The sequence below is a fragment of the Bradyrhizobium sp. RP6 genome (genome assembly GCF_003837805.1).
Lineage (GTDB): Bacteria > Pseudomonadota > Alphaproteobacteria > Rhizobiales > Xanthobacteraceae > Bradyrhizobium.
On sequence record NZ_RQIT01000004.1, the window covers coordinates 171,189 to 197,140 of the forward strand.

Below are 25,952 nucleotides of genomic sequence, written 5' to 3' on the forward strand. Positions count from 1 at the left end.
CAGCAGCCTTCGTTGCGCTCGATCAAAGCTGCAACGATTGATCGAGCGGCCGTTGAGAGGGCGAATGGCGCCTTGCGGGCTGGCGAACGGCTATGCCGATTGCGGTGTCGGTCGCGTGTCCCGCAGAATTGACCCGCGTACCAATCAGGTGATCGGAACGGCCACGAAGCTCATCGTTCCGGCGCGCTTGATGCGGACCAGGATCGTGCGCTTGGCTCGCGCTCGCGCTTCGTCAACCATGCTATTCAGGTCAGCTGCGGTACTGATGCCCCGACCACTGACGGCGACAATGATGTCACCGACCTGAAGGCCGCCATCCAGCGCACCGCGACCCGGTTTGACGTCGAGAATCACCACACCTTCGTCACCGGCGCCTGAGATGGAGCGTGCCGGTGCAAGCGTAAGCCCGAGCGCGGACTTCTCTCCCGGCTCCGGCTGCTCTTCCGAGCGAGCGTTCGCGGTGCGTGAGTGTTCACCCACGGTCACATCAAGCGACATCTCCTGCGCATTTCTCAGGAGGCGAAGATTGATGACGGTACCGGGAGCGATCGCCGCCACCGTCCTGGCGAAATCGCGGGGATTCTTGAGCTCATGATCGTTCACGAACGTGATCACGTCACCAGCCTCGACACCCTGCCTGGCTGCCGGTCCTTCGTCCAGCTGCGCAACAAGGGCACCCCGGGTGTTCTTCAGATTCAGCGCGTCGGCAATTCCTGGCGTGACCTCCTGGAGGTAGACGCCAACCCAGCCTCGCGTGACGTGACCTTTCTCTCGAAGCTGGCGAACAACGGACCTCACGGTTTCCGCCGGAACATCGAACGCCACCCCCATTGAGCCGCCCGAAGACGAATAAATGGCGGTATTGACCCCGATGACCTCCCCCCTCACGTTGAACGTCGGCCCGCCGGAATTGCCCTTGTTGACCGGAGCGTCGATCTGAATGAAATCATTGTAGGGCTCTTCGCCGATGTCGCGACCGCGTGCCGAGACAATCCCGGCGGTGACCGTGCCGCCCAGCCCGAATGGATTTCCGATCGCCAGCACCCATTCGCCTATCCGGGGCTCCGCCTCGGCGAAACGCACGTAAGGCAAATCGTCCGGTGCGGAGATTCTGATGAGCGCGAGATCGGTCTGCGGATCCCCGCCGATGAGCTTGGCGGAATGGACCTTTCCATCGTCCATCGTCACCTCGATCTCGATGCCACCCGCAATGACATGCTCGTTCGTGACGATATAGCCGTCCCCGGAAACGAGAAAGCCCGACCCAACGGTCACATCGGACCCGGGAAGCGGATCTCCGGGAATTTGTACGCCGAACTGCTTGAAGAACCGATCCAGCAGCGATCCCGGCGGGATCGATTGCCGGCGCTCGACATCAAGCCCCCTCTGATCGGTCTTCACACGGATGCCGACGACGGCCGGCCTCACCCGTTCGATGACCTCGGCAAATCCGATCGGAGCCGTGGCGCCGACCGCATCGACCTCGGCGGCGAGCGCTCGCTTCGTTCCCACCGGCGCGAGCGCCGCTCCCATCATTGCGCTGAACAGGGCCAAGACGATCGCTCTACCGGCGCGAGCGGCCGTAACACGCGCGCCAAGGGGCCCAGGGATCACTCTCGCACCTCATCCTCGTAAGCAAATGCTCGAGGAACTTGACCGGCTTTCACATCATCATCTTGATTTGCGTCAATCGCCGATCTTGCGGACGATCAGCTCGGGGGCGGCCGTTGGACTCCCTTCCCGCCCGCGGGCGAGCAGGCCCCTCGCATCGGGACTGCCATATGCGAACGCATCGACCCGGCGCGTCACGCCGTGGTCGCGCATGCTGATGATGCAAAGCGCACTTTCACGCCATAGCGGGATCGATGGAAAGAACCGTCACGGGCTAGCGCTCCGAGCTCGACCACGGCTGCGGTCAGAGAAGTTGTCTAGCTGGCTACCGGGGCGGTCCGATCCAAGACTGATTTCCGAAATGAGGACTTACACGCGCAGTAAGAGATGGTGCCGAGCGGACTCTCGAGACGTGGGCAACTGCATTGCAGCCGTTGCCTCTGAACGTGACAGCTTCAACGTATGGACCGGCTTGATGGCTCTTGCAGCTTTGAAGTACTGCCTTCTATGTCTCTAATCGTACCGGTAACGCGGTCAGAGCACGAATGCCGAGGCGCTTGTGCCACCGGATGCTCACTCCGCGATTGAGCCGCAAATTCGGGAAGCGCAAAAGGAGCCGTTCAATTCCAACAGCGGCCTCTACCCGGGCGAGCTGAAAGCCCAGACAGAAATGCACCCCGGTGCCGAACGAGAGATGCGGATTCGGATGACGCGCTATGTCGAATACCTGTGGACGTTCGAATCTCGCGGGATCGCAGTTTGCCGCCGCCAGCAACGCCGCAATCATGTTCCCGCGCTTGAAGTTTCGCCCCATCCATTCCATGTCGCGAGTGACGAAACGTGGTTTGGTCATCTGAATCGGCGATACGTAGCGAAGGCATTCTTCAACGCAACTTGGCATCAGCCCCGGATCGCTGCGCAGCAGCCGCAACTGATCCTCACGTGAGAGCAACTCCAAAAGACCGCCCGCGATGAGGTGTGTCGTCGTTTCCTGCCCTGCTCCAAACAGGAGAAAGATCATGGACACGAGTTCGTCTTCGCTCAGCCTTTGGCCATCAATCTGGACCTCGCGGAGCGTCGCGATGAGACCTTCAGGCTGCGCGCCACCGCGCGGTCTCGAGGTTCGGCGCAGATAGCGGACGACCTGGATTACCCCGGGTATGGCCAAGATAACGGTGCCTATATTCGCCGTGTCTCTCAGTCCACCAAGCCAGCTCTTGAAACGATCATGGTCCTTCTCCGGCAGGCCGAGCATCGCACAAATGACAGAAAGCGGGACATAGCGGCAATACTTGGCCATAAGCTCGGCTTCGGATTGTCCTTCCAGCCTATCGAGAAGCCGATCCGCAATCTGATTGATCATTGGGCTCAGTGCTGTAATCGAGCGTCGCTGGAACGCCTGGTCGACAAGGCCTCGCAGTCGGCGGTGCTCGGGATCGTCATGGCCGAGCATGTTCAACGCCAGAAGCCCGATAGTTCTAGGCAGGAATCTGAGGACTCGCTCTTGGGTCTTGCTTCCTGCATTGGCGTGATCGCGCGCGAAGTTCTCATGGTCCTTCAATAGTTCGGCGCAGGCGTCGTACGTCACGGCAAGCCAGGTGCGCCCGACGATCGGCAGCTTGATCGAAACGACGGGGCCTTCAGCCCGCATGCGATCAAGTTCCGGAAACGGATCTGCGTGGAAGCTCGACGAAATGATGTCAAACGGTGGGTGGTCCATTGGGCGCGCACTTCCCGCGTGGCGGCCCGACCATCGCTTGACCTGTCGCCACTTCGTGCAGCGAACACCCGAAGACTCATTCTACACGGCCACGGTGTTTAGGCAATCCAATGGGAAGCCGCGGTAGTCTGCAGCCAATGCCGACAACAGCAATCGCGGTCGCAATGGAGACCTTCTTTTGGACGAATATTTTCGATCGAAATGCAATACCTAAACTATCGATCCTCTGATCAAACGCCCGGCACGCTGGTTGCTAGAGGCCAGAAGACAGGACGACAAGCAGGGCGCGGATGGTCGGTTGGCCGCCTCTTGCGATCTGGCGTTCCGCGGCCAGCGCGTTCAAGTCCCCGACATGCTCGTTGGTCGGGACAATGCCCTGAAAGGGAGCGTCATCAGATGATGCACGGCGTCGAGATCGGCATCTTGGCAAGCGCGCGCGGCGGTCGAGGGCGCCAGTAGTACACGGCATCCCGGCGAAAAATGTGGACAGCCATTGCAAAGCACACCCTGTGCTGCAGCAGTGGGTCGCGGCGCTGTGCAGCAGCGCCGCAGCCAGACCGGTTTCGCGAGGCAATTCAGGCTGGGCGGGCAATCTGGCTGGGGCGGGAGGGATCGAACCTCCCACGCCAAAGGCGCTAACCCGTTGAAAAAACGCTATATTCACGTGCCATTGCTGAGGATGTGCTACACTGTTGTGAGACAGGGCGCAAGGTTGCGTCTGCGCCGACCTTCCGAGCTTATCGCCCTCGATGCCGCCGCATCGCACGCTATGTTAGACCTCACGCATCCTGCGATCGGAGACCAGCCGGGCTGGAATGGAGCACCTCCAGGTGCAGGGCGCTAATCCCAAACGATGCCCGATGTTGGTAACGGTGAGCTCGTAGAACGGAGCTCCTTCACATTGGTGATAGCGAGCCGTCCATAAGGCGAAGTTTCCGTCGCGCTTAATGCGGCCGAAGTGGCGTGATAGGAACCAGGCTAGGAGCAAGAAATTCTATTTCAGCTGAACGCCAAGCCTGGCGACTTCGGACATTCTCGCGTTACATTTCCCAAACTGAGCGTTACTAGTCGTCGTGCAAATCTCGAACAGCGCGTTACTTTTCCCGTAATTGCGCGTTACATTTCGGGGGTAGTAACGGGGGGCGTCGGGGTAAATCTCGCCTACTCCGATTCCCACGACCGCCTTTGCTAAATTCGTTAGTCGACCCACGCTCGCGCCGCCGACGAGGACACGCCGGCCAGTGGAAGCGGAGGGTGTTTGCAGAAGATTTTTCGGAAGCACGAGGAACACGCGGATCGACGCTGGTGGTCGGGACGGCCAAAGGGCTTCGGAGCTTTAGGAGCTGGGCGAAGTAATCGGCCCGAGGGACGCCCTCGGCATCGCGGCATGAGATGCCGGCATCAGAGCTATGGAAGGCGCAATTCGAGCCGTGAGGCCTCGCAAGTCGCCGGCCGCCGACCAAGCAGGCATTGAGATCGCACGGGAGGGACAACCAGGCGCAGAGCTGAGGAAGCGTCATCCGGGACCACTTCGACCAATAATCAAGTGACTAACCAAATCGAGGAGCGCCGGCTCGGATGGCCAAGCAACGCCTCAGCCTCTTGGACGAGGCAGGCCCAACGAATCTCGCAAGGTCGGACCCTCGGATTCGGTCCGGAATAGGCCACGACCCTGTAGCTCCGGCACCAGCCCGTGAACAAGCACCTCCAGGCCGCCCGGAAGGTATGGGACCTGCAGCATGAATCCATCACAGGCACCCGCCTCGAACCATTCCTGCATGCGATCGGCCACCGTACCGGCGGTGCCGGCGAAGCCGCTGGTGGTTCGCCCCGCACCGTAGCGCTGTCCCAGTTCGGCGAGGCTCATGCCCGAGCGCCGCGTCAGTTCGGAGACCTCGCGGTAGTGCCCTTCAACACCGGGCACATCGAGATTCTCGGGCAGAACCTGATCCTGCGGAAAGCGCGAGAGATCGACACCGAGATGATAGGACAGCATCGAGAGGCCCGACACGGGATGCGAGAGTTCGTGGAGCTGGTCGTTCAGCGCTTTCGCCTGCTTCTCCGTGTCGACCACCTATACCGAGCCCTACAATCTCGCACGCCTGTTCGCCTCGCTCGACCACCTGAGCAAGGGCCGCGCCGGCTGGAATATCGTGACGACCAGCGCGCCGCAGGCCGCGCAGAATTTTGGCCTGCCCGAGCACCCGCCTCACCACGAGCGTTACGAGCGCGCCCGCGAGTATCTCGACGTGATCTCGCGGCTCTGGGACAGCTGGGAGGATGACGCGCTCGTCAACGATCCAGTTTCCGGCGTCTTCGCCGAGACCAGCAAGATCCATACGCTCGACCATGTCGGCAAGCATTTTCGGGTTCGCGGCCCGTTGAACATCTCGCGCACGCCGCAGGGCCGGCCGGTCTATGTGCAGGCTGGCTCCTCCGACGATGGCCGTGCTTTCGCCGCGCGCTTTGCGGAAGCCATCTTCACCGCGCACCAGACGCTGGACTCCGCCAAGGCCTTCTATGCGGACATCAAGCGGCAGGCCCGCACCTTCGATCGCGCCCCCGACGAGATCAAGATCCTGCCCGGCATCAGCCCCTTCATCGGCAGCACGCAAGCCGAGGCCGACCGCCTCCAGGACGAGTTCAATGAGTTGATCCAGCCGGAATATTCCCTGACGCAGCTGCGCCAGATGATCGGCGTCGACCTCACCGGCTACGATCTCGATGGTCCGGTGCCGCGCCATCTGATCGACACCGCCAGCGCGCGCGGCGTCGCCAGCCGCTTCAAGCTCGTTGTCGACATCGTCGATCGCGAGACACCGACCATCCGCCAGCTCGTCCAGCGCCTTGCCGGCGCGCGGGGCCATTGGGTCATTGCCGGCACGCCGGAAAAGATCGCCGACAACATCCAGACCTGGTTCGAGAGCGGCGCGGCCGACGGTTTCAACGTGATGCCGCCCTCGTTGCCGGCGACGTCGACTACATGCTGCGTGTCGTCATTCCGGACATGCCTAGCTACGACGTGTTCTACAAGAAGTTGATCCACGCCGTCCCGCTCAAGAACGTCACCTCGCGCTTCGCGATGGAGAAGATCAAGTCGATCACGGCGCTGCCAGTGCCGCCAGCTCCGGCCGTGGACTAAGCCTCACCGCTTGACCCACGAAAATACTCATAGCGTCAAAAACAGGCGTCGCAGGAGCGCAGCTCCTGGCGATCAGACCATAGGCGATCACCTGCAGACCGCTCGCGGCCATGCCTTGTGGAAGATCTTTGGCCTGCTTGCCATGATCGGCAGTGAGGAGGCAGATTCAAGCGAGACCGGCGCGACAGCCCTTTTTTCTCGCGCTCTTCGGCCTCCGCCACCCTGCGAATGGCGCCGTCAACGGCTAAGCATCACGCTACCTCAGATACCGGCGGCGTCGAACTATCCACCTGTGATTCCAGCCCGCTCTCCCCGGTGTCTTAATTGGACGAAGACACGAGAATCACAGACAAGAGTCGAGGTCCCGCAATCAGACAACTGGTCCCCGATGGGTCGACCCAGCAAGAAGCCTCCCGCCAACCTCGCCCGTAATGCGCGGACCTTGGGCGAAAACGTGCGTCGGCTGCGGCAATTGGCAGAGCTGTCACAAGAAGAGCTTGCTGAAGCTGCCGATCTTCGCCAGGCTCTGATAAGCGAAATCGAACGCGGCGAAGCGAATCCCCGGCTAGAGTCGCTGACGAAGATTGCCGATGCGCTGAAAGTGCGATTGACCGATCTGTTCAGCCACGATCGATAGTCGGCTGGCCTCCCCTGGCGAGATCGTAATCTCAACTTGGCAGCGCCATTGGGCGGCCTATTGACATTCCTACTTCTATACGCTATATCGTATAAATCAAGACGAAGTGCCGCGTCCGAATGAGAGTGACATGCCGATTGATCCCACCCTCGGTCTGTTGACCACCGACGAAGCCATCTCGCGCGCAGCGAAGCAGGTCGTCGCCAGCGCGCTCGATGCGACCTCTTCGATCGATCCGATCATCGGCGCCGAATTCTCGCGCGCGTTCTCCTTCGCGGGACTGGTCGTGCAGCGCCATGGCCTCCTCATCCAGCGGGTGCTGGCCGATACTCTGGCCTCTAGCGGCCGGTTCGAGGTGCTGATGGAAAGCCCCATCCCGATCACCGCGGCCGCTCTCGATCTGCTGGCGTCGGAAAACTCCGAGAAGGATCTCTCCAGCATCAAGCTCAAGTCGGATTCCCGTGTGGAGCGCTCGGTTATGGTGGACATCGTCGTCATCGACGAGACCAAGCGTTGGGCCGGAGTCTACGACGTGAAAAGAGGCAATGGAGAGACGACCTGGAAGACGCGCAAGCCGATCGAGAATGATTTGCGCGCGGCGCGTCTGGTCCTCCAGTCGCATCTCAAGAAGCTTGGATACGACGTCGACCACGTCGACTCCGCAGTCATCGACTATTACGGCTCCTCCGGCTTTCCCCGCAACATCAAGATCAGCGGCGGCGAGCTCGATCGCCATTTTGGCGTTCCCATCACCGACAAGATCGACAACATGACGGTGGCCCTCCGCGACGAGGTGCACGCCGGTCTGCTCCAGATTCTCGACCCGGTCATTCGCAAGCTGTCCGCGTCGCAGACGAAGGTCGCCACCGAACAGCCCGTGCGCACGACGGCCGAGGGCGCCGTCCGGGTCGCCGATATTCTGCAGGCCCGGCCCCGCGGCCCCGATCAGTGGCAGGCCGGTTTCGCGCGTTAGGCAGCGCGTAAATCGCAATCTGACCGTATGTCGAGGACGACGCCGCCTCCTTAGCGGCAGCGGCCTCGGCCTTGCACGAGGCGATTCGTGGCGTAGGAGTTCAACGATGGATGAAGCGAAGGCCGACAACACGCAGGAGCGGAATGGTCGCCCCCTGGAAGGCCCGCGTTTCGCCGTCGCAGGGCAAGCTGGCCCGACGTTGCCGCTCGACCCGGCGTGGGGGCTGACGCGGTTGTCTCCCTGGCCGTATAAACCCAACGACACTTCCCCCCTGGCGTGGTGGCGCCGGTTGCCGCCGGACTCGTTTCACGATGCCGAACGCTCGCTGTTGCGCGCGACGCTCGGAGATGTCCGCGTCCTCCGCGGCGGGAATGACCTCGCCGCCGCTCTTCAAGGCGATGCAGTCGCCGCCGTCGGCGCCGCGTTGGGCCTGATGCCGATCACGGAGGTCACGTTGCCGGTCGACGTCACCATGTCGTGCCTCCTGTACACCGCACTCAAGCAGGATGCGACGGCCGCGCTGGTGATGTCGCAGATCGCTGGCCTCACCGATCTCGGCCACGGGTTCGCGATCGAGCTCGCTGGATCCTGGTTCAAATACGGCCGCCGACATTCGGACGATCCACGCAAGTTCGACCTGGCGGAAGACGTCCTTCTTATCGCGTTCCGGCAGCGTCAGAACGGGGACCATGGCGCATGAAGCTTCAGGTGTTCTCGGACCTGCATGTTGACGATAACGACGGTTCGGAGAACGAAGCATGAGCACGAGCGAGGACGCCGATGATCTCGGCCTTTCGGCAGAGGCCAACGACGCGGTCTCGACCGGCGCAGCGGCGGATTCGGTCGACACGAACGCTAGTCTGAAGGATCTTCCCCGGCTGCTCCGCTATGCCATGCTCGTCACCAACAGTGCTGACCATATTGAGCAGCGGCTGATCGCCGAGATCGACGAGTTGTGTCCGCAGCTCCCTCAGAATACGGCTTGGGCCAAAGCGTCCGGCGTCGATCCCGGACTCGCGCTCGCCGCCGAACTCGACCACCGCGCCGTCGTCCAGAACGAGCCGAACCTGCGCAGCCTCGCCGATTGCGCGAGATTGGTGTGCCTGCCGACGCCCAGCGATCGGACCTATTTCGCGGACTATCGCAGGGTCGGCAAGGCGCTGATCCAGGCTTTCCAGGCCGCCTCGCGGCACGTCGAGGACGAGCTCTGCTGCGACCTCGAGCGTTTTGTCTTTGGCTGGGCGGCCTTGCCTTCTTGCACCGACCTGCTGTCGAAGACAGCTTCCGCGGCGCGGAACGCCGCCTTCTTGGGTAACCGAATGGCAGCGTGCCGCGTTGCTGCGGCGGAAAAGACGGCTTGGCGGAGGGCCAAGGAGCAGGAGGAGCGCAGGAGGCAGGAGGAGGCCGAAGAAGAGGCCGTCGAAGGCGAGGAGCAAGCTGCATCAGTTGTCGCAGAAGCTGTGCCCGGACGTGAGCTGGTGGTCGCTCGCCTAAGCAGCGAAGCGATGAAGAACACGAAGCTGAAGGACATCCTCGGTCCGCTTAAGAGTGTCATCAACACGCCGCTGCCGCTGGTCGAGGTGCCCCCGCTGTACGAGGTCCGATCCAAGCTCCTGTTCGAATTCCCCTATGCACTCGAAGTCATCGATTTTGCGCTGGCCGACTTGGTTGGCCGGGCCACGGTCCGCCTTCGTCCGCTGCTGCTGGTTGGCGACGTTGGCGGCGGCAAGAGCAGGTTCGCGCGGCGGCTCGGCGAAGTACTCGGCCTGCCGGTTTGGCGCACTGACGCCAGCCGGAGCGACGGCGCCGCGTTCGGCGGTACCGACCGGCGCTGGTATTCGGCCGAGCCCTGTCATCCGTTTCTCGCGATCGCACAGGGCAAGACCGCGAGCGCTCTGATCCTGCTGGATGAAATTGAGAAGGCGGCAACGCGATCAGATTATGGTCGCCTCTGGGATTGTTTGCTCGGATTTCTCGAGCCCGAGACAAATGCCCGCTATCCGGATCCGGCACTCCAGACCAACTTGGACCTTTCCCAGGTCTCGTACATTGCCACCGCCAACAGCCTCGATCCCCTGCCCTCGCCCATCCGCGACCGGTTTCGCGTGGTGAGCTTTCCGAAACCGACCGCCGGCGATCTCGATGCGCTGTTGCCGGCCGTGATCGCCGATCTCGCCAGGGAGCGCGGCCTCGATGCGAGCTGGGTTCCGCCGCTCGACGGTGCCGAACACGCCGCCGTCACACGCAACTGGCGCGGCGGCTCGGTCCGACGGTTGCGCCGCATTGTCGAGGCGATCCTGCGCGAGCGCGATCTCCATGCCACGAGGAACTGATATGCCCGACAACACTGACACGAACTCCAAGCCGACGCCGTCCAAGCGCTTGCCGCCGCGTCCGATGCGATTGCCGGGGATAACGCCGCCGACCGTCGCAAGAGCGGTCCGAAATGCCGATACCATCCCCGACAACCGCATCAGGACCGATACCATGACCGCCCCACAGATCGTCTGCCCCAACTGCAAGACGCAGATCCCCGTGACGGACGCGCTCGCCGAACCTCTCGTCGCTGACGCACGCCGACGTTTCGAGCAGCAGCTGGCGGACAAGGAAGCGGCCTTCGGCCGCCGTGAGGCTCAGCTGCGCGAGGCGCAGAGCGAGCTCAGCAGGGCGCGCGAGACCATCGACGAGCAGGTGGCAGCGAAACTGAAGGCGGAGCGCTCCGCCATCGCGGCAGCCGAGGCCAAGAGGGCACGACTTGCCCTGGCCGACGAAATCACGGCGCGCGACCAGCAGCTGACGGACATGCAGCAGCTGCTGGCGACTAACGCGGAGAAGCTGGCCGTGGCGCAGAAGGCCCAGGCGGATGTGTTGCGCAAGGAGCGCGAGCTGGACGACGCCAAGCGGGAGCTCGATCTCACCGTCGAAAAGCGGATCCAGGACGGCCTCGCCGGCGTGCGTGACAAGGCCAGGTTGGAGGCAGAAGACGCTCTCAGGGCCAGGGTCGCCGAGAAGGAGGCGCAGATCGCAGGCATGCAGCGGCAGATTGAGGATCTGAAGCGCAGGGCCGAGCAAGGATCGCAGCAGTTGCAGGGCGAGACTTCGGAGCTCGAACTCGAGGCCCTGCTGCGCGCGAACTTCCCCGGCGATCTCATCGAGCCTGTCCTCACCGGCCAGAACGGTGGTGATCTGCTGCATCGCGTGCTTGGCCCCGGAGGCCAGGTGTGCGGCACCATCCTCTGGGAATCCAAGCGCACCAAAAACTGGAGCCACGACTGGCTCGCCAAGGTCAGGAATGACCAGCGTGCCGCGAGGGCGGAAATCTCGTTGATCGTCTCCAGCGCCCTGCCGAAGGGACTCGAAACCTTCGACGTCATCGACAACGTCTGGGTCGCGGCCCCCCGTTTCTCGATCCCTCTCGCCACCGTCCTGCGCCAATGGCTAATCGACGTCGCGGCCAGCCGCGCCGCTCAGGAAGGTCAGCAGACCAAGATGGAGTTGGTCTACGCCTACCTGACGGGCCCCCGCTTCCGCCAGCGCATCGACGCCATCGTCGAGCGCTTCACCGACATGCACCAGGACCTCGACCGCGAGCGGAAGACGATGACCCGCCTCTGGGCCAAGCGCGAAGAGCAGCTCCGCGGCGTGCTGGACTCGACGGCGGGCCTCTACGGCGACCTGCAGGGTATCGCCGGCCGAGCGATGCAGGAGATCGAGAGCCTCGACGTGCTGATGATCGAGGTGGAGGAGAAAGCGGCGGAGTGAATGTCGCATGCCCAGGAAGCGGCTACTTAGCTTTGTACCGAAACCCGAAGAGTCCACCTGACGGATCAGTGTCGGTCAGTACAAGACGGATAACGATCAAACACTTAACCGCACACTTCGATCAAACGTTCGAATTCGAAGACTTAGGAGCCCAAAAGGCGCTTCGAGCCGCGGTAACTGTCGTTGGCTGCTGGCGTGCGATTTTCGACTTGGCTCGTGCACCGGCTCGCACTTTCGCCAGTTCCTCAACGCAAATGGCGAGGGGCGAGCGTCCGGGAACGGGTTTCCATCCCTTGTTGGCCTTTCCATAGTGAGACGCCGCGGTTTCGGCCGAAGCGTGGCCCATGATCGACGCGATTTCGAATGGGGTGTAACCTGCGCGAGCCAAGGTCGCGCGACCTTGCGAACGGGTCGATTTTAGGGTGATACCGATTGCCCAAGGTACGCCTCGGCGCAATCGCCGAAGCGCGCCACCGTAGCGCCTGACCAGTCGCGTGGGATCCCCGACCTGGTCCAGATCCTGCTGAAGCAAGGCGAGCAGCTTTCTGAAATCGGGCAGCTCCCAATCCAGAATTGCGTCCATTAGGCCGATCTTTCTGAATTCCCCGGTCCCCTTTCTATTGGTCGGCGACCACTTTGCGGACCGGACGATCAAATGCCTTCCGATCAGCTGGGCGCCAAGAAGCTCCCGCGGTCGGGTCAGAAGTTCTGGGCCATATTCCAGCAACCCACCCACGATTTGGTAGGTACGGTGTTCTTTTGAATACGCCAAGCTGGCCAACGTGCCGAAGCTCTCCGGCTTTACATGTTTTCGCGATTGGGCGGAGGTTCGGACCTCAGAAACGTTAGAACCGATTGACGGCCAACCTCCCTCCGGCATCAGGCGCGCGACCAGGGCTTCGGCCTCCTGTTGATCGAGCCGACCGGCTTCATATTCGTCGCGACAATGCTGAAGAATAGTGGCTCGATAGAGATAGAATGAACGAACCTTCAGGTTCGCAGCACGCGATCGAATATCCTCAATCAAATCAACTAAGGATACGGCGCGATTGAGTTTGCGAGCAAGAGTTCGCTCCATTCCCGCGTGTCGCTGACGATACGCAGCTTCGGTTTCAGGCGTCCTAGAGCGCACGATGCCGGCGAGATCGGACCGCTCAAGGCACTCGGGGAAGCGACGCATTTAAGACTACCTGGGTTATATTACAGCTCCTTGGCCCCAGCATGAGGACAATCGCGCAAGACGCAATAGCTGCCGAATGCGTTGGTCTGCCCAGGTACCGATTGGACCTGACAAGCGATTGCTCAGATCGTCACTCAGCTGCCCGTCCGCACGTCGAAATCGCTTGGCTGCACTCCTACGAATGGGAAGCTAAGTGTTCAGAGCTACCTATCGCAGTGTGTCGGAGGCTCAACACACACTGCGATAGATTTACAAGATACCCGTGCCAAATGGCACTTTTGAGCATATGCGGAGAGTCACCGTCTCGTCGGTGATAACGGGCCATTACCGGAGACTCCTGATCTCCCCGGTCTGTGACTTTAGCTTCATATTTTTGCTCAACCGAACTAGGCCAGTGCAAATGAGCGGGCACATCCCCAACGGCCTATGCCGTAGGGGATGGCCGAGGGCCATGATTTATTTGCGATGACGAGTACCCAATGCAGCGTGCAGCAGCTCCCTGTCCTGTGAAGGATTGCGAATGGGAGTGGCAAAGCGCGCTCGAAGGATTTAAGGGCCTTTGTATGAGATGCGGTTGGGCACCCGAAGAATGGCAAGGGACCACCAACCGGAGAATGCCTCCGCTTAGTTGCCAAGCCCCTTTTTTCCACGTCGCGCCGGCCGCGCTACTGCCACGACATATGCTGTTGCCACATCTCGAACGCGGTGGGATGCCGTAAGTCCCGGCATAGCCGAAGCGGCGTTCACGGCGCTGGACGAAAGTACGCCTGCATACATTCACTCAAACCTTTGACTGCCAACCGGATACTCATAAAATCAACCTATGAGCGATAGTTCGCAAGCAGGTCCAATTCCTAATATTGAAGAGCTTTTGGCGCGTATGGCATCTGCTGGTACGCCCGCAGAGGCTCTGGAGTACGCTAAAGATTTGGCCGGGCTGGTAGAAGGGCTCGATCCGCTCAAGGCAATCGACGTGATTGCCGGGCTGATGACCGACCCAAAATTTCAGGCAAACCAGGTCAGGCTCGATTTCGCCGTACGCATAATTTTAGGAACCAGTAAAGGCACCCGCCGGCCAAAGAGAGACGAACTCATCGAACTGTTGAACAATCAATTAGAAGTCGCGCGTGTCGCTCAGCTTGAGGACCCCATAGAAGACTTTTTCGTTGAATCTCTTCCTACCCGCGATGGCCAGTTTCTGATCTTCTCTGGAACCTGGGAAAAAGCATCTGTTCATACAGAGCTACTCCTGCGCGCCTTTTCCGCCCTACCTGATGGTCCTCCTAAAAGACGAGCGTGGAAAAGCGCGATTGCGCTGCTTCGATTGTCTACCGCTCTCGTTGAAAGGTCTCAGCTCAAACGCGGAATAGTTGGAGATGGAGCTCCTTATGGAACGATCGAGATTCCCTTTGACGCCCGGTTGTCAGCGTTGGCACGGCGGGTTCGCTTCTCTACAGAGGAACTTGCCAGCTTAAACATCAATATTGATGACCTCGAACCTCTGTTCTTCCGAGAGGAGGATTCCGGCCCCATACTTTTCAGCCCACCTGGGAATTCGCCGCTAGAATCTCGTCCCCTGATTAAGGCGAAGCATGGCATCGTAATCGGCGCTCCCGCCAACCTTTCGACGGCTATCCGATCGATTCTGATTAGCACAACAGTCGAATACGGCCTAGCTCGGCAACTTCAATTCAACTTTCTTAACGCAGAGGCCGAATACCTCTATCAATCCAACTTTCCATATATCCCAAAAGGCAAAACTGCGTTTTGCGATGACCAGCTGTACTGTGAGCAACTCTTTGAAATTTCAACCGGAAGATTCCTTCACGTAATTTTCTCGGTGGATGGGTTTGCCGGTTGGCCGGACGAGGCATTTGCGAGCATCAAGGACACGGACCTTAGTTGGATCGAGATGCTCGAGGCATCGATGCTTAAGGCCCAGTCGGTCGCCAAAGCATCTCCAAACTTCGTTAGTGGAATGACGCTCTGGATGTGCGCGGGTTGGGGGGCCGGCCGGCGGTTCGGTTTCACACCAACTGACACTCTCAACGACTGGGAGTTTGTTGCTGCCGAGCCGGCCGACCTCGCAACAATGAATGCCTGCAAGGACGGTAAGCCGGCTGATCTCTGGCGTCTAAGGTTGCAGCAAACGCAAGTCGAGAATCAGGGATTTGAATTCTCGCTTATCAATGGACTGCTTAACTTGTTCCACTGGTGGCGGATTACTGATCACGCGTTATTTCCGCCCAACCAAATTGATGCGACGCCTCCTTTGGTCGTGAACTTTCCTTCAAGCCTGCTGCTGGAGGCACGAAAGGAGGCTCGTGACGCCTTTGACCGAATAGCCCTTCAAGACGAACAAGGGCGATGGCACATTGTTGGACGCTTGGAGCAAGAAGGCAGTTATGCCGCGCTCAAAAAAGCGTACGCGTCTTTTGATGATGTCCGAAAAGGCAACTTAACCGGCGTAATTGTTGACGAGGACAGATCAAATTGGTGGGTGCGCCTCGACACCACGCTTCACTCGAAAAGCAGGGACATTTACGAAACCTGGAAGACGGTACTCGTGTGGGCCGGTCAAGTGATGGCCCCATACTTGAACTCCATCAGCAAATGGAAAATCCGACCGACAATAGCCTTCCTGATCAAGCTAGAGCCGTCCCCTAGCGGGTTTGACTTCAAGCCCCTGACTGACGCCGAAATTGATGCGTCGATTGATCTGGAGGTTGACACATCGAGCAGTTTGGCGACTTTGACCCTCAAGACCGATTGGTTCCGGGGATTCTTCAGGCCAGATAATTACGCCGAACGCTGCCTAGGACTAAACCTCCTCCTCGGCGCTAGCTTGCTTTTCGGGCTTGAAAAGCCCGCAGACGAACTAAGCTCTTTGGTTCTTGCGGCGGTCGGCTCAACTGACTTCCGTCATCGCCACGCGCTTGAAATCAAGAGGGTTATTGAGCAACTCTCAGCCGACGGCCTCGTTCGCTCCTTCAAGGGAATTTCGATATCTGCAGGGGCTCTCGCCAAGTGTGGCTCCGCTTGGCGAGTACGCAGCCGCGAAGACGGCACAAAGCTCACAAACAAGACAGAGTGTCTACGCTTTCTGAAGAGCTTTATCGAAGACTGTACTCGACGGCTGATTGCCGACATCAAGCCCTACCATAGAACCCAGTTCATCCTCACCAATATGGAGGGATTACAAGCAGCCATTGCCGAGGAAGCCCACTGGAGGCGTTCGGCAAGAGCTCTCAGGGCAATTCACGGCGTTGAGGAAGACTTCAATATGAGTATGGGCAAAGTCATGAGCGCCAACGGCGTTCTACGCGCCAGCTCCATGCTGATCGAGTTAGCTGCCGAAGCGCAACCGGTTGGAGGGCTGGATATCGGCACCATGGACCTCCAAGACTTTCAGGCACGCGCACTTCAGCTCTTCCAAACTGCAGATATGGTGCCGGCCTACGCAGCGGATCACATCGCTCCCGAAATCCATCTTAGTCCCACTGGCGATATCCTCTACGACCACGATTTTCACGAAGCCGCGATCGAAGAGGGGGCTAAAAAACGGCACGCCGAAGACAGGGCGCAGTCTAGCAATGAATACATTGCACGGTTCAGCAAGACGCCATCTCGCAAAGCACTGGACGAGAATTTCAGCAACGCGATTCAGGCGGAATATGGCGTACCGATCGAGGTCTTCAGAGAATTCTCGGATGCAACCGCGCGGATAGCTCGTGAAAGAAAACAAGGAGTCTTTGTTCTGAGACGATCAGAGCTTCGCGACCATCTCAAGACAATCGAAATTGTCTCCGACATGGATTTCCTGCCTCTTATCGATCGCCTCACTTTGCCATGTCGTCGTAGCTTTGCAGAAATCCCCGAAGGATTTGGCCAACGCGACATAGACCTATCAAAGTATGACCGACGGATATCCCTCATAGCGAGGCCTATAGTCTCTCTGTCTAACGACGACGACCCTCTTCTGGCAATTGCCCCTGGACTCATTGAACGAACAATAGCCCATAACGTAAGCGGCGCTCTATCTGGAGCCCTTCAGGGGCAGTTCTGGCTAAGCCGACAGATGATCGCATACGCTGGGGCGTCAGGATCTCAGACTGGAATCGATTTCAACGAGGCGGTCTCAGAAGGTCTGCAGCAACTCGGCTTAAATGCCTCTGCTTCCGTGAAGCCTTGGGCATGTTTAAACCAAAAGAAGACAAAGGAACTGGAGGAGCTCGGCGACATCGACGTACTCGCCATCAACCAGGCAGGGACGATCGTCTGGGTTTGTGAAGCGAAGGACTTAAAGCTTTGCCGCACAATCGGTGAAGCAGCCCAACGGCTTTCTGATTATCAGGGGGCGATGAAAGACCGAAAACCAGACAAGCTTCTACGGCATCTGAGACGTGTCGAATATATGCGCGCAAACGCCTTACATCTTGCGAAACAACTGAAACTGGAAAGTGTGCCGACTGTATTCGGTGCCGTAATAGTCAACGCTCCTCAACCGATGACGCATATGGTTCATCGATACGTTCGTGACTCAACTGTCGTGATGCTAAGCGAAATTGCCAATGTACCATGGGATCGGGGCTGGCCTGTCTCATGATGCCTACGCATCAACCCGGCGGTGAACCTGGCTATACTCCGCCAGCTTGGCCTTAGATTGCTCCGAATTGCCCGCCTCCATCTTGCCGGCTTCCATGAGAGCCTCATTGGGCCAACCATCGGCCTTCAACTTCTCGAAACCACTCCGTATGGTCTTAAGCACATCGGCGGTCGTCTCGTAGATCTCCTGGCAACGGCGATCTTTAGTAAGGATGCCGTCAAAGTACGTAGCATAGGTAGCAAACATTGCGTCAACCATCTGGCTGCCAATGTTCTCCGCCGAAGCGCCCTTTGCACCGCCCTCTTTTATGCATCGGAGAGCAACGACATAACCGGCAACCGCGAAACGGAACACAAAGGCATTTGGAAGGGTCCTGAAATCCGGGCGCTTCTTGAAATGAGGATGAGTGAGAGCCAACCAGAAAGCCAATTTGAAGATATGTCCTGTGATCTTGTTGAAGAGCTCGGGGGTTATCGGTTCTCCCTTCCGAAGGATTTTTAGCTCTGCCTCCGAGTAGTCCTTGGCGTGCTCGGCGAGGTTGGCTGCAAACGTCTCTTGGTTCTCGACGATCTTCTTCAGATCAAATGTTGCCGCCTCGCATTTCCTACCGAGCTGCTTTTGCAACATCTGGTCGCCATTCTTGGCGGCGTCGACCTTGTCACAAAATGCCTTGAACGACGCCGTTTGGCCCTTATCGACTAGCCGTCGCTGCAGACCTCGGCTACGGCGCTTCGCACGTAGTCCAGCCACGGCGTAAGTAGGTTTCAACGCCTTAACCTGCTTTGGACGCTCAGCACATACCGCAAGCTGATCAGAGATTCCCTTGGCATCACCGATCTTAAGCGTTTCCAGGATCGCGAAGTCCGGAAGCACGGCCACATTCGTCGGATCAGACAGGTATTCCTTCAGCTCATCCGACTTGAGACTGTTCGTGTCAACGACCACCGGTTTCAAGCGCCATCTCCTATCTTGCCGAAGCCCTGAGCCCTGGGAACGAAGAGAACCGCGTGGGGCCTTATTGACCACCACATGACCACCGGAGCAGGATTGAATCCGCCTGGTTACGACGCTGTCCTGGCGATCATCATCCGCTGCTCATGCGTAGATGCCATCCAGGAATCGAAGGAAGAGATTGAGCTTGTCTAAGTCGTGCGCATTTGCGACGTGATTTAGGAAGCCGATATTAGCCTCATGTGACCTAGAAATCAGGTCGCGAAGGAGAACGGTATTCTCTAGGCTCACCTCGTTCAGTGCCGTCCGATCTTCGGCCACCTCATCTCGTTCCGTATGGTGAAATAGCTATGCATCTTCCCGAGTACGCCAACAACAACATCTGACGGCTGAATGCCGGGCTCGTGCATGGAATCGGCAAAGCGAAAGTTCGTCACGGGTTGGCCATTGCTGGTCAGAGGGCTCTTCAGGAGGAGATCGCGAATATTGTCCTCCATGTCGAAGACATGGCTGGAGTGCTTGAACACCGCTATGCGCGCTAAATAGAAGGTGCTGAACTCCTCGATTAGAAGATTGGACGGATACCCTTCGATGAAATCCAGAGTTTTCAAGGATCGGCCGGCTCGCAGAACACTTCTGAGGATCATCGCATTTTCGGCCGGCAAGACATCTTTGTGGTAATCGACTAGCTCCACCAGTTGCTTCAGAAACGGCCTGCGCCCCTCGGCTGCGCCATCCGCGCCGGTCGGGAGAATTCAAGGCTGGCAGAGTGAGCGGCCAGGCAAGGAGGCTCCGCCCGAGGGCCCCTCCGGGAGACGGGAGGATGCCTTGCCGGGCTGCGCTGCTGGCCTATTCACCCGACCCTACCGGCCCGGTGGGCTGACGTTCACGGGAGACGAGCGACGGGCACTGAAACTTTACTGCCCTGGACGGCTCCGCGTTCGGAATCGTCGTCGACGCGGTGACATGGTATACTGCGCTCATGAGCAAGCGACACGTTGGAAAGATCTGCGTCTATTGCGGCACCGCACCTGCGGCGACCATGGACCATGTGTTGGCGCGCGAGTTTCTGCCGATCAGCCGCCGGGACAACCTGCCCAAGGTCCCGGCCTGTGGCGCCTGCAACGGCGTCAAGAGCAGCCATGAACACTATCTCACCGCGGTATTGCCGTTTGCCGGCGGCCATCAAGATGCGCTTGGCGTCCTGTCGACAATGGTCGAACCGCGATTGGCGAAGAACGCGAAGCTGAAGGGCCAACTATCCTCTGGGCAGCGGCAGGAGCTGATCCTTCAAAACGGAATGTTCGTTCCGTCGATGACATTGCCGTTCGACGCCACTCGGGTTGACGAACTGTTCAAGTTCATCACGCAGGGGCTACTGTTCCACCATTTCGGGGCGATGCTCGATCGGCAGAAGCACGCCGTTCGGGCGGGATTCCTCAATCGACAAGGCGAGCAGATGTACAAGCAGCTGCTCGCCGGCAACGCTCGTTCCCGCGTCACCGGCGATCTCGGTGCCGGCGCACTTGTATATGAGGGTGCCCAAGGCGTGGATTTCCCTGAGATGTCGATCTGGGTATTCCGGATATTCGGCGGCATCCGGACCAGCGGTGACCCGCACGAGCCAGAGGCGGCGCTGAGGGTGATCGGAGGCGTAACCGCGTCGCATCGGGTGCTCCGGCAGCTCGATGCCGGCTTAGAATCCCCAGCTGCGACTTAGCTGTAGGCGAGCCGCAGAATGCCGAAACGCCCGATGTGGAAGCCAAAATGGAGCGAGGCATGCCCCTGTGCGTCTGGGAAGAAGTACAAGGAGTGCTGCTGGCAACGGCTGCAAGGCTTTGACATCGGCACGGCCTACGATCAGGCGATCAAGGACAACAACCTGGAGCGGGCGCTGATCGCGACGCGCGCGGACATCACGCAATATACAATCTGGCACAAGACCAATACCGCGCCCGCGCTGGGCCGGATCAGCGTCGGGCCTGAGCTGTTGCGGATCGATGTGAATGCCCTCGGCGCCTACGTTTCTCGCCTGTCGTGGCTGTATTTCCGCCTCGGCCTCACGAAGGATTGGCTGGCGACGCTGGACCGGCTGCGCACCAATATTCAGCACGCGTCGTGGTACAGGAAAATCATCTACTACCGAGCCATGTACTATCTCACTCCCGGCGAGGACCGGGAGGAATCCCGGCGGGAGTTGGCGAAGGCGGGTCCGATCACGAAGACGGAAACGGACCTTGAGCTGCTGCAATTATACGTCGACCTTGAGTTCGACGATCAGCCGTTCGCGGCGCGAATGGAGATCCTCGACCGCATTCTCGAACTCGACGAGGACCGCGATAATCAGCTCCAGTATCGCGGAGCGAAGGCGGTTCAATACCTGATGATCGGAGACACCGAGACGGCCGAGCAGATCTTGGCCGAGGTCCTCGACATCGTGAAAGACACCGAGGCCGATGACCCGCTTGGACCATATGAGCGGCACCTCTTCGGCCTTCTCCTACAGCTGCAGGGTAACCTGCGGCGCGACAAGCGGTTGCTAAAGGACTCCGCAGCGCAGTTTCACGCGCTGCTGCTTGAGGACAACTGGACGCAGGCCGGCAGGGCCGCACTGCAGCGCGAATTGGGCGACAGCTACCGGTACGCCGATGAGTGGGAGCAGGCGGAGCGCGCTTACCGGGAAGCCGTTCAGCTCGGAACCTCTGACCTCGACAAGGTCCATCTGGCGGAGTGCCTGCTCTACCGTAAGCAGATCGAGGCCGCGAGCAAGGAGATCGACGCGGTCAAGCGGGAGACCCTGCCGCGTCATGAATTCGAGGATTTCGTCTTCGCCTATGCTGCGATTGCGATCTGGTCGGCCGCACCGGAGCGGCTGACCGAGGCAAGGACCCTGCTCCAGTCGCTGGGAACGGCCGAGCCGCTGTTCAATGAGCGGCGACTCAACCTGTTGCTCCGTGTGACCGAGACGCTCGCAAGCGGCAAAGCCTCGATTGAGGCGAAAGCTGACAGCACGCCAGACGGCGGGCTCGCGACGGTGTCCAACTTCTTCCTGCTGGAGCCGAACATCGCGGGTATCGGCATTAATTTCAACGCCATCATCAATTATTTCGCGCGCAAGAAGGCCAAGAAGAAGCCCGAGACTGAGAAGATGCGATGAGGCCCTCAGGCAATTCGCCTCTGCCGGAGAAGACCTCATCATGCGGGGACAGGATCGGCGCCGGGCTTACAAGGCCTATGACGCCTACGCGAGATTCGTCCATCACCTGTATGAGTTTGCGCTTTGCGCCATTGCCCGTGACCGGAATGATGCCAGTTCGATGCAAGCTGTCGAGGCTGACAAGTATATCGCATATCGCTAGCTATCTGCAGAGGTCATTACAGAAGAGGCGGGATGCGATCTTCGACGGAACGGCCCCGGGTTGGGAAAATCACATCAGTGCATTTCCAGAGAGAATTCCACCGACGTTACCTGCAGAATTTCGCCGCGCCAGAAACATTGCGATCGCGCATGCCGGGATCAAGCGACCGAAGCTGAATATGTCGGAATTCTATGACCGCCATCACAAGTTCCTGCATATCTTTTATAAGGACGCGCAGAGCTGGTGGGGTCGTGAGAGCGACGAATTCCCTGATCTCGAGGAGATTACGGCGTTCTCGCGGATGATCTCGGAGAGGCCGCCGACCGGCTAGCACCAAGCTGGTGAGGCCGCGGCGTCGTTCGTCCGGAACGGCCAATCAGATCCCACAGCTTGTCAAAGTGCCCTAGGGGCACGTCGGCCATGCTGGGCGCGACCCGACGCCCCAAGCTTTGGCTCGACGCGCTATGATCGATGCAGAGGTGCACGATGGCGTGATGGTTCGGGCAAAGCCACTCGAATTCATGATCGGCCTTGTCGAAGCCGTGCTCGAACTGCTCGTTCAAGGGCACAACGTGGTGCGCCTGGACGATCGACTCGAATTCTCCGCAAATAAAGCAGGCGTGCCGGCGCCCTGGCTGGAATTCCAGGCGGGCCGTGGCGATCCACGTCCGCTTCTGCGTGGAGCGCGCCGCAACCAGCTTGCGCTGCACTTTACCAATGCTGGCCGCGAGCATGGCGCGCTGAGATGGATTCAGCAGCTGGTTCGCCCGGGATATCCACTCATCGAATGTTTCGCCCTGAAGAAAGGGAAAGCTGTTTGAGATCTCAAGTTTGAGCCCGTCAATAAGCGCCCCTCTGTTGACCCGCTGCATTTCAACTGTCCGGAGTTCAGGGCTGAAAATCGTGAATGCGGCGATACGGTTTTACGGCGCGCTATCTCTACCTGACGGTTGAAGCCTCACTCCGCGGCTTCAGCGGGCGGGTTCTTAAGCTCTTCAAACTTCGCCGCCATGGTCGGATTGCCCCGGGTCAGCTTCTTGATCGTCACGTCTTGCGCCTTGTCGTTTGCGAGGCGCAGGTTGCGATCTGCACCTATCAAGGCATCCTTCGTCTTCTGAAGATGGTCGATGGACTTGTCGATCTCGGCAATCGCCGTCTGGTAGTGCCTGGAGGCCAGATCGTAGTTCTTCGAGAACGCCGTCTTGAAGGTCTCAAGCTGGTTCTCAAACTGGGTGATGTCGATATTCTGCGCCTTCACGAGCGCCAGTTCGCTCTTGTACTTAAGCGAATTGCTCGCCGCATTCCGCAGAAGCGTGATCATCGGCAGGAAAAACTGCGGCCGGATGACATACATTTTCGGGTAGCGGTGGAAGACGTCAACAATGCCGGCGTTGTAGAGTTCGTTGTCCGGCTCAAGCAATGAAACCAGGATGGCATACTCGCAGCCCTTCTCGGCCCGATCCCGGTCAAGTTCCTTAAGGAAGTCTTCGTTCTTGCTCTTCGTGGCGGTCCTATCGCTTTCGTTCTTCATCTCGAACATGATCGAGATGATCTCAGTCCCCGCCTCGTCCGAGTCACGGAAGATGTAATCGCCCTTGCTGCCGGTCCGCGCGTCATTGTCCTTCTCGAAATACGCCCGCGGAAAGGCCATCGACCGCACGCGGTTGAACTCGGTCTCACAGTGCTGTTCGAGGGTCTCACCCACCATCTTGGTCGATAGGCGGGCCTTCATGTCCTTCAGGCGCTCGATCGCGTCGTCGCGATCCTTGATCTGCGTTTCGTACTTGTCTTTGAGCGACTGCTCGGAAAGCTGCTTCTCAAGCTGGGCCTGCTTGATCCCGTTCTTCAGCTCGTCGCGCTCCTTCTCAAGGACGCCGACCGCCTCGGTCACGGCGAGCTTCTTCTGAAGCTCGGCGGCCTCAAGCCTGGACTTCAATTCCTGGATTTCTTTTTCCTTGGCAGCCCTGATCTTGTGCTGCTCAGTGGCAAGGAGCGCTTCAGCGAGCTCCGAGGCGGCTTGCTTTTCGCGCTCGGACTCAGCCAGCGCGCTCGCGAGCCTGTCCCGCTCCTTTTCCACGGCGCTGAGCGCTTCGTTGACGGCAAGCTTCTGGGCGACCTGACTTCCCTCAAGCTTGGACTTCAACTCCAGAATCTCGGCGTCCTTGGCGGCCGCAGTCTTCTGCAGATCGTTGCGGACCTGGGCTTTGGCCAATTCCACCGTGCTCTGCTTATCGCGCTCGGCCAGTTCCAGCCGTTCGTGAAGCTGCTGTGCGAAATCCGCGTCGCGGACCTGCTTCAGGATATCTGCGTAGCCGGACTCATCGACCTTGAAGGCCTTGTCGCAGTGGGGACAGATGATCTCGTGCATAGGTCCTGGCCGGCTAAAGGCGCTGCTGTTGTCATTCAAATGAAGCTAAGGGCCGACAGAATCGGTCCCGTCACTGAGAACAAAATTAGAACGCGCCTGTTTTCGCGGTCAAGCAAGGAGCCGGCATTCCGGGCATTTTCCCCGGCTTTCATGCCCTATGCGGCGGGATCGCAGAGAAAGCTGCCTAAACCAAAAGCGCCAAGGTATCTAAGGAAAGGAAAAGTCATTATCCTTTACTTACGTGAATCGTAAGGAAAGGATAGCTTGCTTGGCCAATGAGACGGGAACCCGTCTGGGTACTTTTATTGAAAGCGCGGTTAGCGGCGAGGTCGTTCGCGCCTTCCTACCACCCCCGCTCCCGCCGGTCCCGCCCATTGATCTGGTCAAGCTCGTCGACCTATTGGATCGGGCGACGGCTGCCTTGGGCCGCCTGGACGGCGTAACGACCGTTCTACCTGCCCCGCCTCTCTTTATCTACATGTACGTTCAGAAGGAGGCGGTCCTGTCCTCCCAAATTGAAGGCACGCAGTCCTCGCTCTCCGACCTCCTGCTCTTCGAAGCCGACGAACTTCCTCACGCTCCGATCGATGACGTCGAGGAGGTGTCGAGCTATGTCGCCGCTCTCAATCACGGTTTGAGGCGCCTGCGCTCGGATCATTTCCCCCTGTCGCTGCGGCTGATCAAAGAAATCCACGGCGTTCTGCTGCGCTCCGGAAGAGGAAGCACCAAACAGCCAGGCGAATTTCGGCAGTCCCAGAACTGGATTGGCGGCACGCGCCCCGGTAACGCGACATTCGTCCCTCCTCCTCCGCACCTGGTGATGCAATGCCTGGATCAGCTGGAGCGTTTTTTCCACGCCGAGCACCAAGGCATTCCCCTTCTGATCAAAGCCGCCCTGGCCCACGTCCAGTTTGAGACTATTCACCCGTTCCTAGACGGCAACGGCCGTCTTGGTCGCCTGCTCATCACCTTCCTGCTCTGCGAAGCCGGTGCGCTCAAAGAGCCCGTGCTCTATCTGAGCCTCTACTTCAAAACCCATCGAAAGCGATATTACGAGCTTCTCCAGAGCGTCCGCGAGACCGGCGATTGGGAAAGCTGGATCATATTCTTCCTCGAAGGCGTGGTCGAAACCGCAACCCAGGCGACAGAGACCGCCCGCCAGCTCCTCGAACTGTTCGAGAAGGATCGCCGCGCTATATCTGCGCTCGGCCGCCCCGCAGCATCAACGTTACGCGTGCACGAACTACTGCAAAAGCGCCCCCTTCTGTCTGTGCCCGCAACCACCAAAGAACTGGGTCTCTCGAAACCCACCGTGGCAAAGGCAATGGAGCATTTGGAGAAATTAGGGATCGTCCGCGAGATCACCGCCAAGCAACGGCGCCGCATCTACGCTTACGTTCGATATCTCGACATCCTCAATCAAGGCACCGAGACATCCGCAACTTAGACGCCTCAAAACCTACACTACATCAATTCATCCGGTTGGGTTAAGCAGCCGTTTTACCGCCGTGCACCGCAGCAAGTCCTCTGCACAATACCGGATTGCAATACAACCCCCCCGTGTGATCTACTAACTGTCGGGGGAGGACGGCATCAACCGAGAGCAGGTCGACGAAATTGGTCGGGACCGTGCAGGCATTGCA

Annotated in this window: 18 protein-coding genes and 2 pseudogenes; 13 read left to right on the plus strand and 7 right to left on the minus strand. The window is 59.2% G+C overall.

What is annotated here, in order from left to right; genetic code table 11:
- Positions 1–144: 144 nt before the first annotated feature.
- From EHH60_RS11770 to EHH60_RS11780, 3 genes are all read right to left on the minus strand, one after another.
- On the minus strand, positions 145–1,554 hold the full coding sequence (locus tag EHH60_RS11770; protein WP_124159628.1) for a Do family serine endopeptidase: 1,410 nt from the start codon (positions 1,552–1,554) through the stop codon (positions 145–147).
- 562 nt (positions 1,555–2,116) lie between these two features.
- Positions 2,117–3,331, minus strand: coding sequence for a cytochrome P450 (locus tag EHH60_RS11775; protein ID WP_124159629.1), 1,215 nt, complete (start codon positions 3,329–3,331; stop codon positions 2,117–2,119).
- Positions 3,332–4,925: 1,594 nt separating this feature from the next.
- Entirely contained in the window at positions 4,926–5,405 is a 480-nt protein-coding gene (locus EHH60_RS11780) for an LLM class oxidoreductase (protein ID WP_245454464.1), read from the minus strand.
- Between EHH60_RS11780 and EHH60_RS37485 the strand changes: the two are divergent.
- The 7 genes and pseudogenes from EHH60_RS37485 to EHH60_RS11810 all read left to right on the plus strand — a co-directional run.
- Positions 5,392–6,300 (plus strand): annotated as a pseudogene (locus EHH60_RS37485) (NtaA/DmoA family FMN-dependent monooxygenase); the annotation flags it as partial. The gene EHH60_RS11780 and the pseudogene EHH60_RS37485 overlap by 14 nt on opposite strands.
- Positions 6,294–6,473: pseudogene (locus tag EHH60_RS38775) on the plus strand (Lrp/AsnC ligand binding domain-containing protein); the annotation flags it as partial. The pseudogenes EHH60_RS37485 and EHH60_RS38775, both read left to right, overlap by 7 nt.
- A gap of 388 nt (positions 6,474–6,861) precedes the next feature.
- Positions 6,862–7,110, plus strand: a complete 249-nt coding sequence (locus EHH60_RS11790) for a helix-turn-helix transcriptional regulator (RefSeq protein WP_124159630.1) — start codon at positions 6,862–6,864, stop codon at positions 7,108–7,110.
- Between the two features lie 130 nt (positions 7,111–7,240).
- On the plus strand, positions 7,241–8,083 hold the full coding sequence (locus EHH60_RS11795) for a hypothetical protein (protein WP_124159631.1): 843 nt from the start codon (positions 7,241–7,243) through the stop codon (positions 8,081–8,083).
- A gap of 106 nt (positions 8,084–8,189) precedes the next feature.
- Positions 8,190–8,783 carry a hypothetical protein gene (locus EHH60_RS11800; protein WP_124159632.1) on the plus strand — a complete coding sequence of 198 codons (594 nt, stop codon included), beginning with the start codon at positions 8,190–8,192 and terminating at the stop codon, positions 8,781–8,783.
- Positions 8,784–8,841: 58 nt separating this feature from the next.
- Complete coding sequence (locus tag EHH60_RS11805) at positions 8,842–10,416, plus strand: AAA family ATPase (RefSeq protein ID WP_245454465.1); 1,575 nt, start codon at positions 8,842–8,844, stop codon at positions 10,414–10,416.
- A 154-nt stretch (positions 10,417–10,570) separates the two neighbouring features.
- Positions 10,571–11,845: a DUF2130 domain-containing protein gene (locus EHH60_RS11810; protein WP_124159820.1), complete on the plus strand. Its 1,275-nt coding sequence runs from the start codon at positions 10,571–10,573 to the stop codon at positions 11,843–11,845.
- Positions 11,846–11,966: 121 nt separating this feature from the next.
- Here EHH60_RS11810 and EHH60_RS11815 read toward each other — a convergent pair whose 3' ends face one another.
- Positions 11,967–13,025, minus strand: a complete 1,059-nt coding sequence (locus EHH60_RS11815; RefSeq protein WP_124159633.1) for a hypothetical protein — start codon at positions 13,023–13,025, stop codon at positions 11,967–11,969.
- Positions 13,026–13,848: 823 nt separating this feature from the next.
- Here EHH60_RS11815 and EHH60_RS11820 point away from each other — a divergent pair.
- The gene (locus EHH60_RS11820) at positions 13,849–17,631 is read left to right on the plus strand and encodes an anti-phage protein Upx-like protein (protein WP_124159634.1); all 3,783 of its coding nucleotides are present in this window, start codon (positions 13,849–13,851) and stop codon (positions 17,629–17,631) included.
- A 3-nt stretch (positions 17,632–17,634) separates the two neighbouring features.
- Here the strand turns inward: EHH60_RS11820 and EHH60_RS11825 are convergent, their stop codons facing one another.
- Both EHH60_RS11825 and EHH60_RS11830 read right to left on the minus strand, forming a co-directional pair.
- Complete coding sequence (locus EHH60_RS11825; RefSeq protein WP_124159635.1) at positions 17,635–18,585, minus strand: hypothetical protein; 951 nt, start codon at positions 18,583–18,585, stop codon at positions 17,635–17,637.
- A gap of 293 nt (positions 18,586–18,878) precedes the next feature.
- The gene (locus EHH60_RS11830) at positions 18,879–19,277 is read right to left on the minus strand and encodes a hypothetical protein (RefSeq protein ID WP_124159636.1); all 399 of its coding nucleotides are present in this window, start codon (positions 19,275–19,277) and stop codon (positions 18,879–18,881) included.
- 347 nt (positions 19,278–19,624) lie between these two features.
- Between EHH60_RS11830 and EHH60_RS11835 the strand changes: the two genes are divergently transcribed.
- The 4 genes from EHH60_RS11835 (at position 19,625) to EHH60_RS11845 (ending at position 22,762) form a co-directional block, all read left to right on the plus strand.
- Positions 19,625–20,302 (plus strand): hypothetical protein, encoded by a 678-nt coding sequence (locus tag EHH60_RS11835; protein ID WP_245454466.1) that lies wholly within the window; start codon positions 19,625–19,627, stop codon positions 20,300–20,302.
- An 18-nt stretch (positions 20,303–20,320) separates the two neighbouring features.
- On the plus strand, positions 20,321–21,739 hold the full coding sequence (locus EHH60_RS11840; RefSeq protein WP_124159638.1) for an SEC-C domain-containing protein: 1,419 nt from the start codon (positions 20,321–20,323) through the stop codon (positions 21,737–21,739).
- A 380-nt stretch (positions 21,740–22,119) separates the two neighbouring features.
- The gene (locus EHH60_RS37100; RefSeq protein ID WP_158626727.1) at positions 22,120–22,272 is read left to right on the plus strand and encodes a hypothetical protein; all 153 of its coding nucleotides are present in this window, start codon (positions 22,120–22,122) and stop codon (positions 22,270–22,272) included.
- Positions 22,273–22,405: 133 nt separating this feature from the next.
- Positions 22,406–22,762 (plus strand): hypothetical protein, encoded by a 357-nt coding sequence (locus EHH60_RS11845; protein ID WP_124159639.1) that lies wholly within the window; start codon positions 22,406–22,408, stop codon positions 22,760–22,762.
- A 137-nt stretch (positions 22,763–22,899) separates the two neighbouring features.
- Here the strand turns inward: EHH60_RS11845 and EHH60_RS11850 are convergent, their stop codons facing one another.
- Positions 22,900–24,309, minus strand: coding sequence for a DUF2130 domain-containing protein (locus EHH60_RS11850; protein WP_124159640.1), 1,410 nt, complete (start codon positions 24,307–24,309; stop codon positions 22,900–22,902).
- 268 nt (positions 24,310–24,577) lie between these two features.
- Here EHH60_RS11850 and EHH60_RS11855 point away from each other — a divergent pair, with 268 nt between their 5' ends.
- The gene (locus EHH60_RS11855) at positions 24,578–25,756 is read left to right on the plus strand and encodes a Fic family protein (protein WP_124159641.1); all 1,179 of its coding nucleotides are present in this window, start codon (positions 24,578–24,580) and stop codon (positions 25,754–25,756) included.
- Positions 25,757–25,952 lie beyond the last annotated feature (196 nt).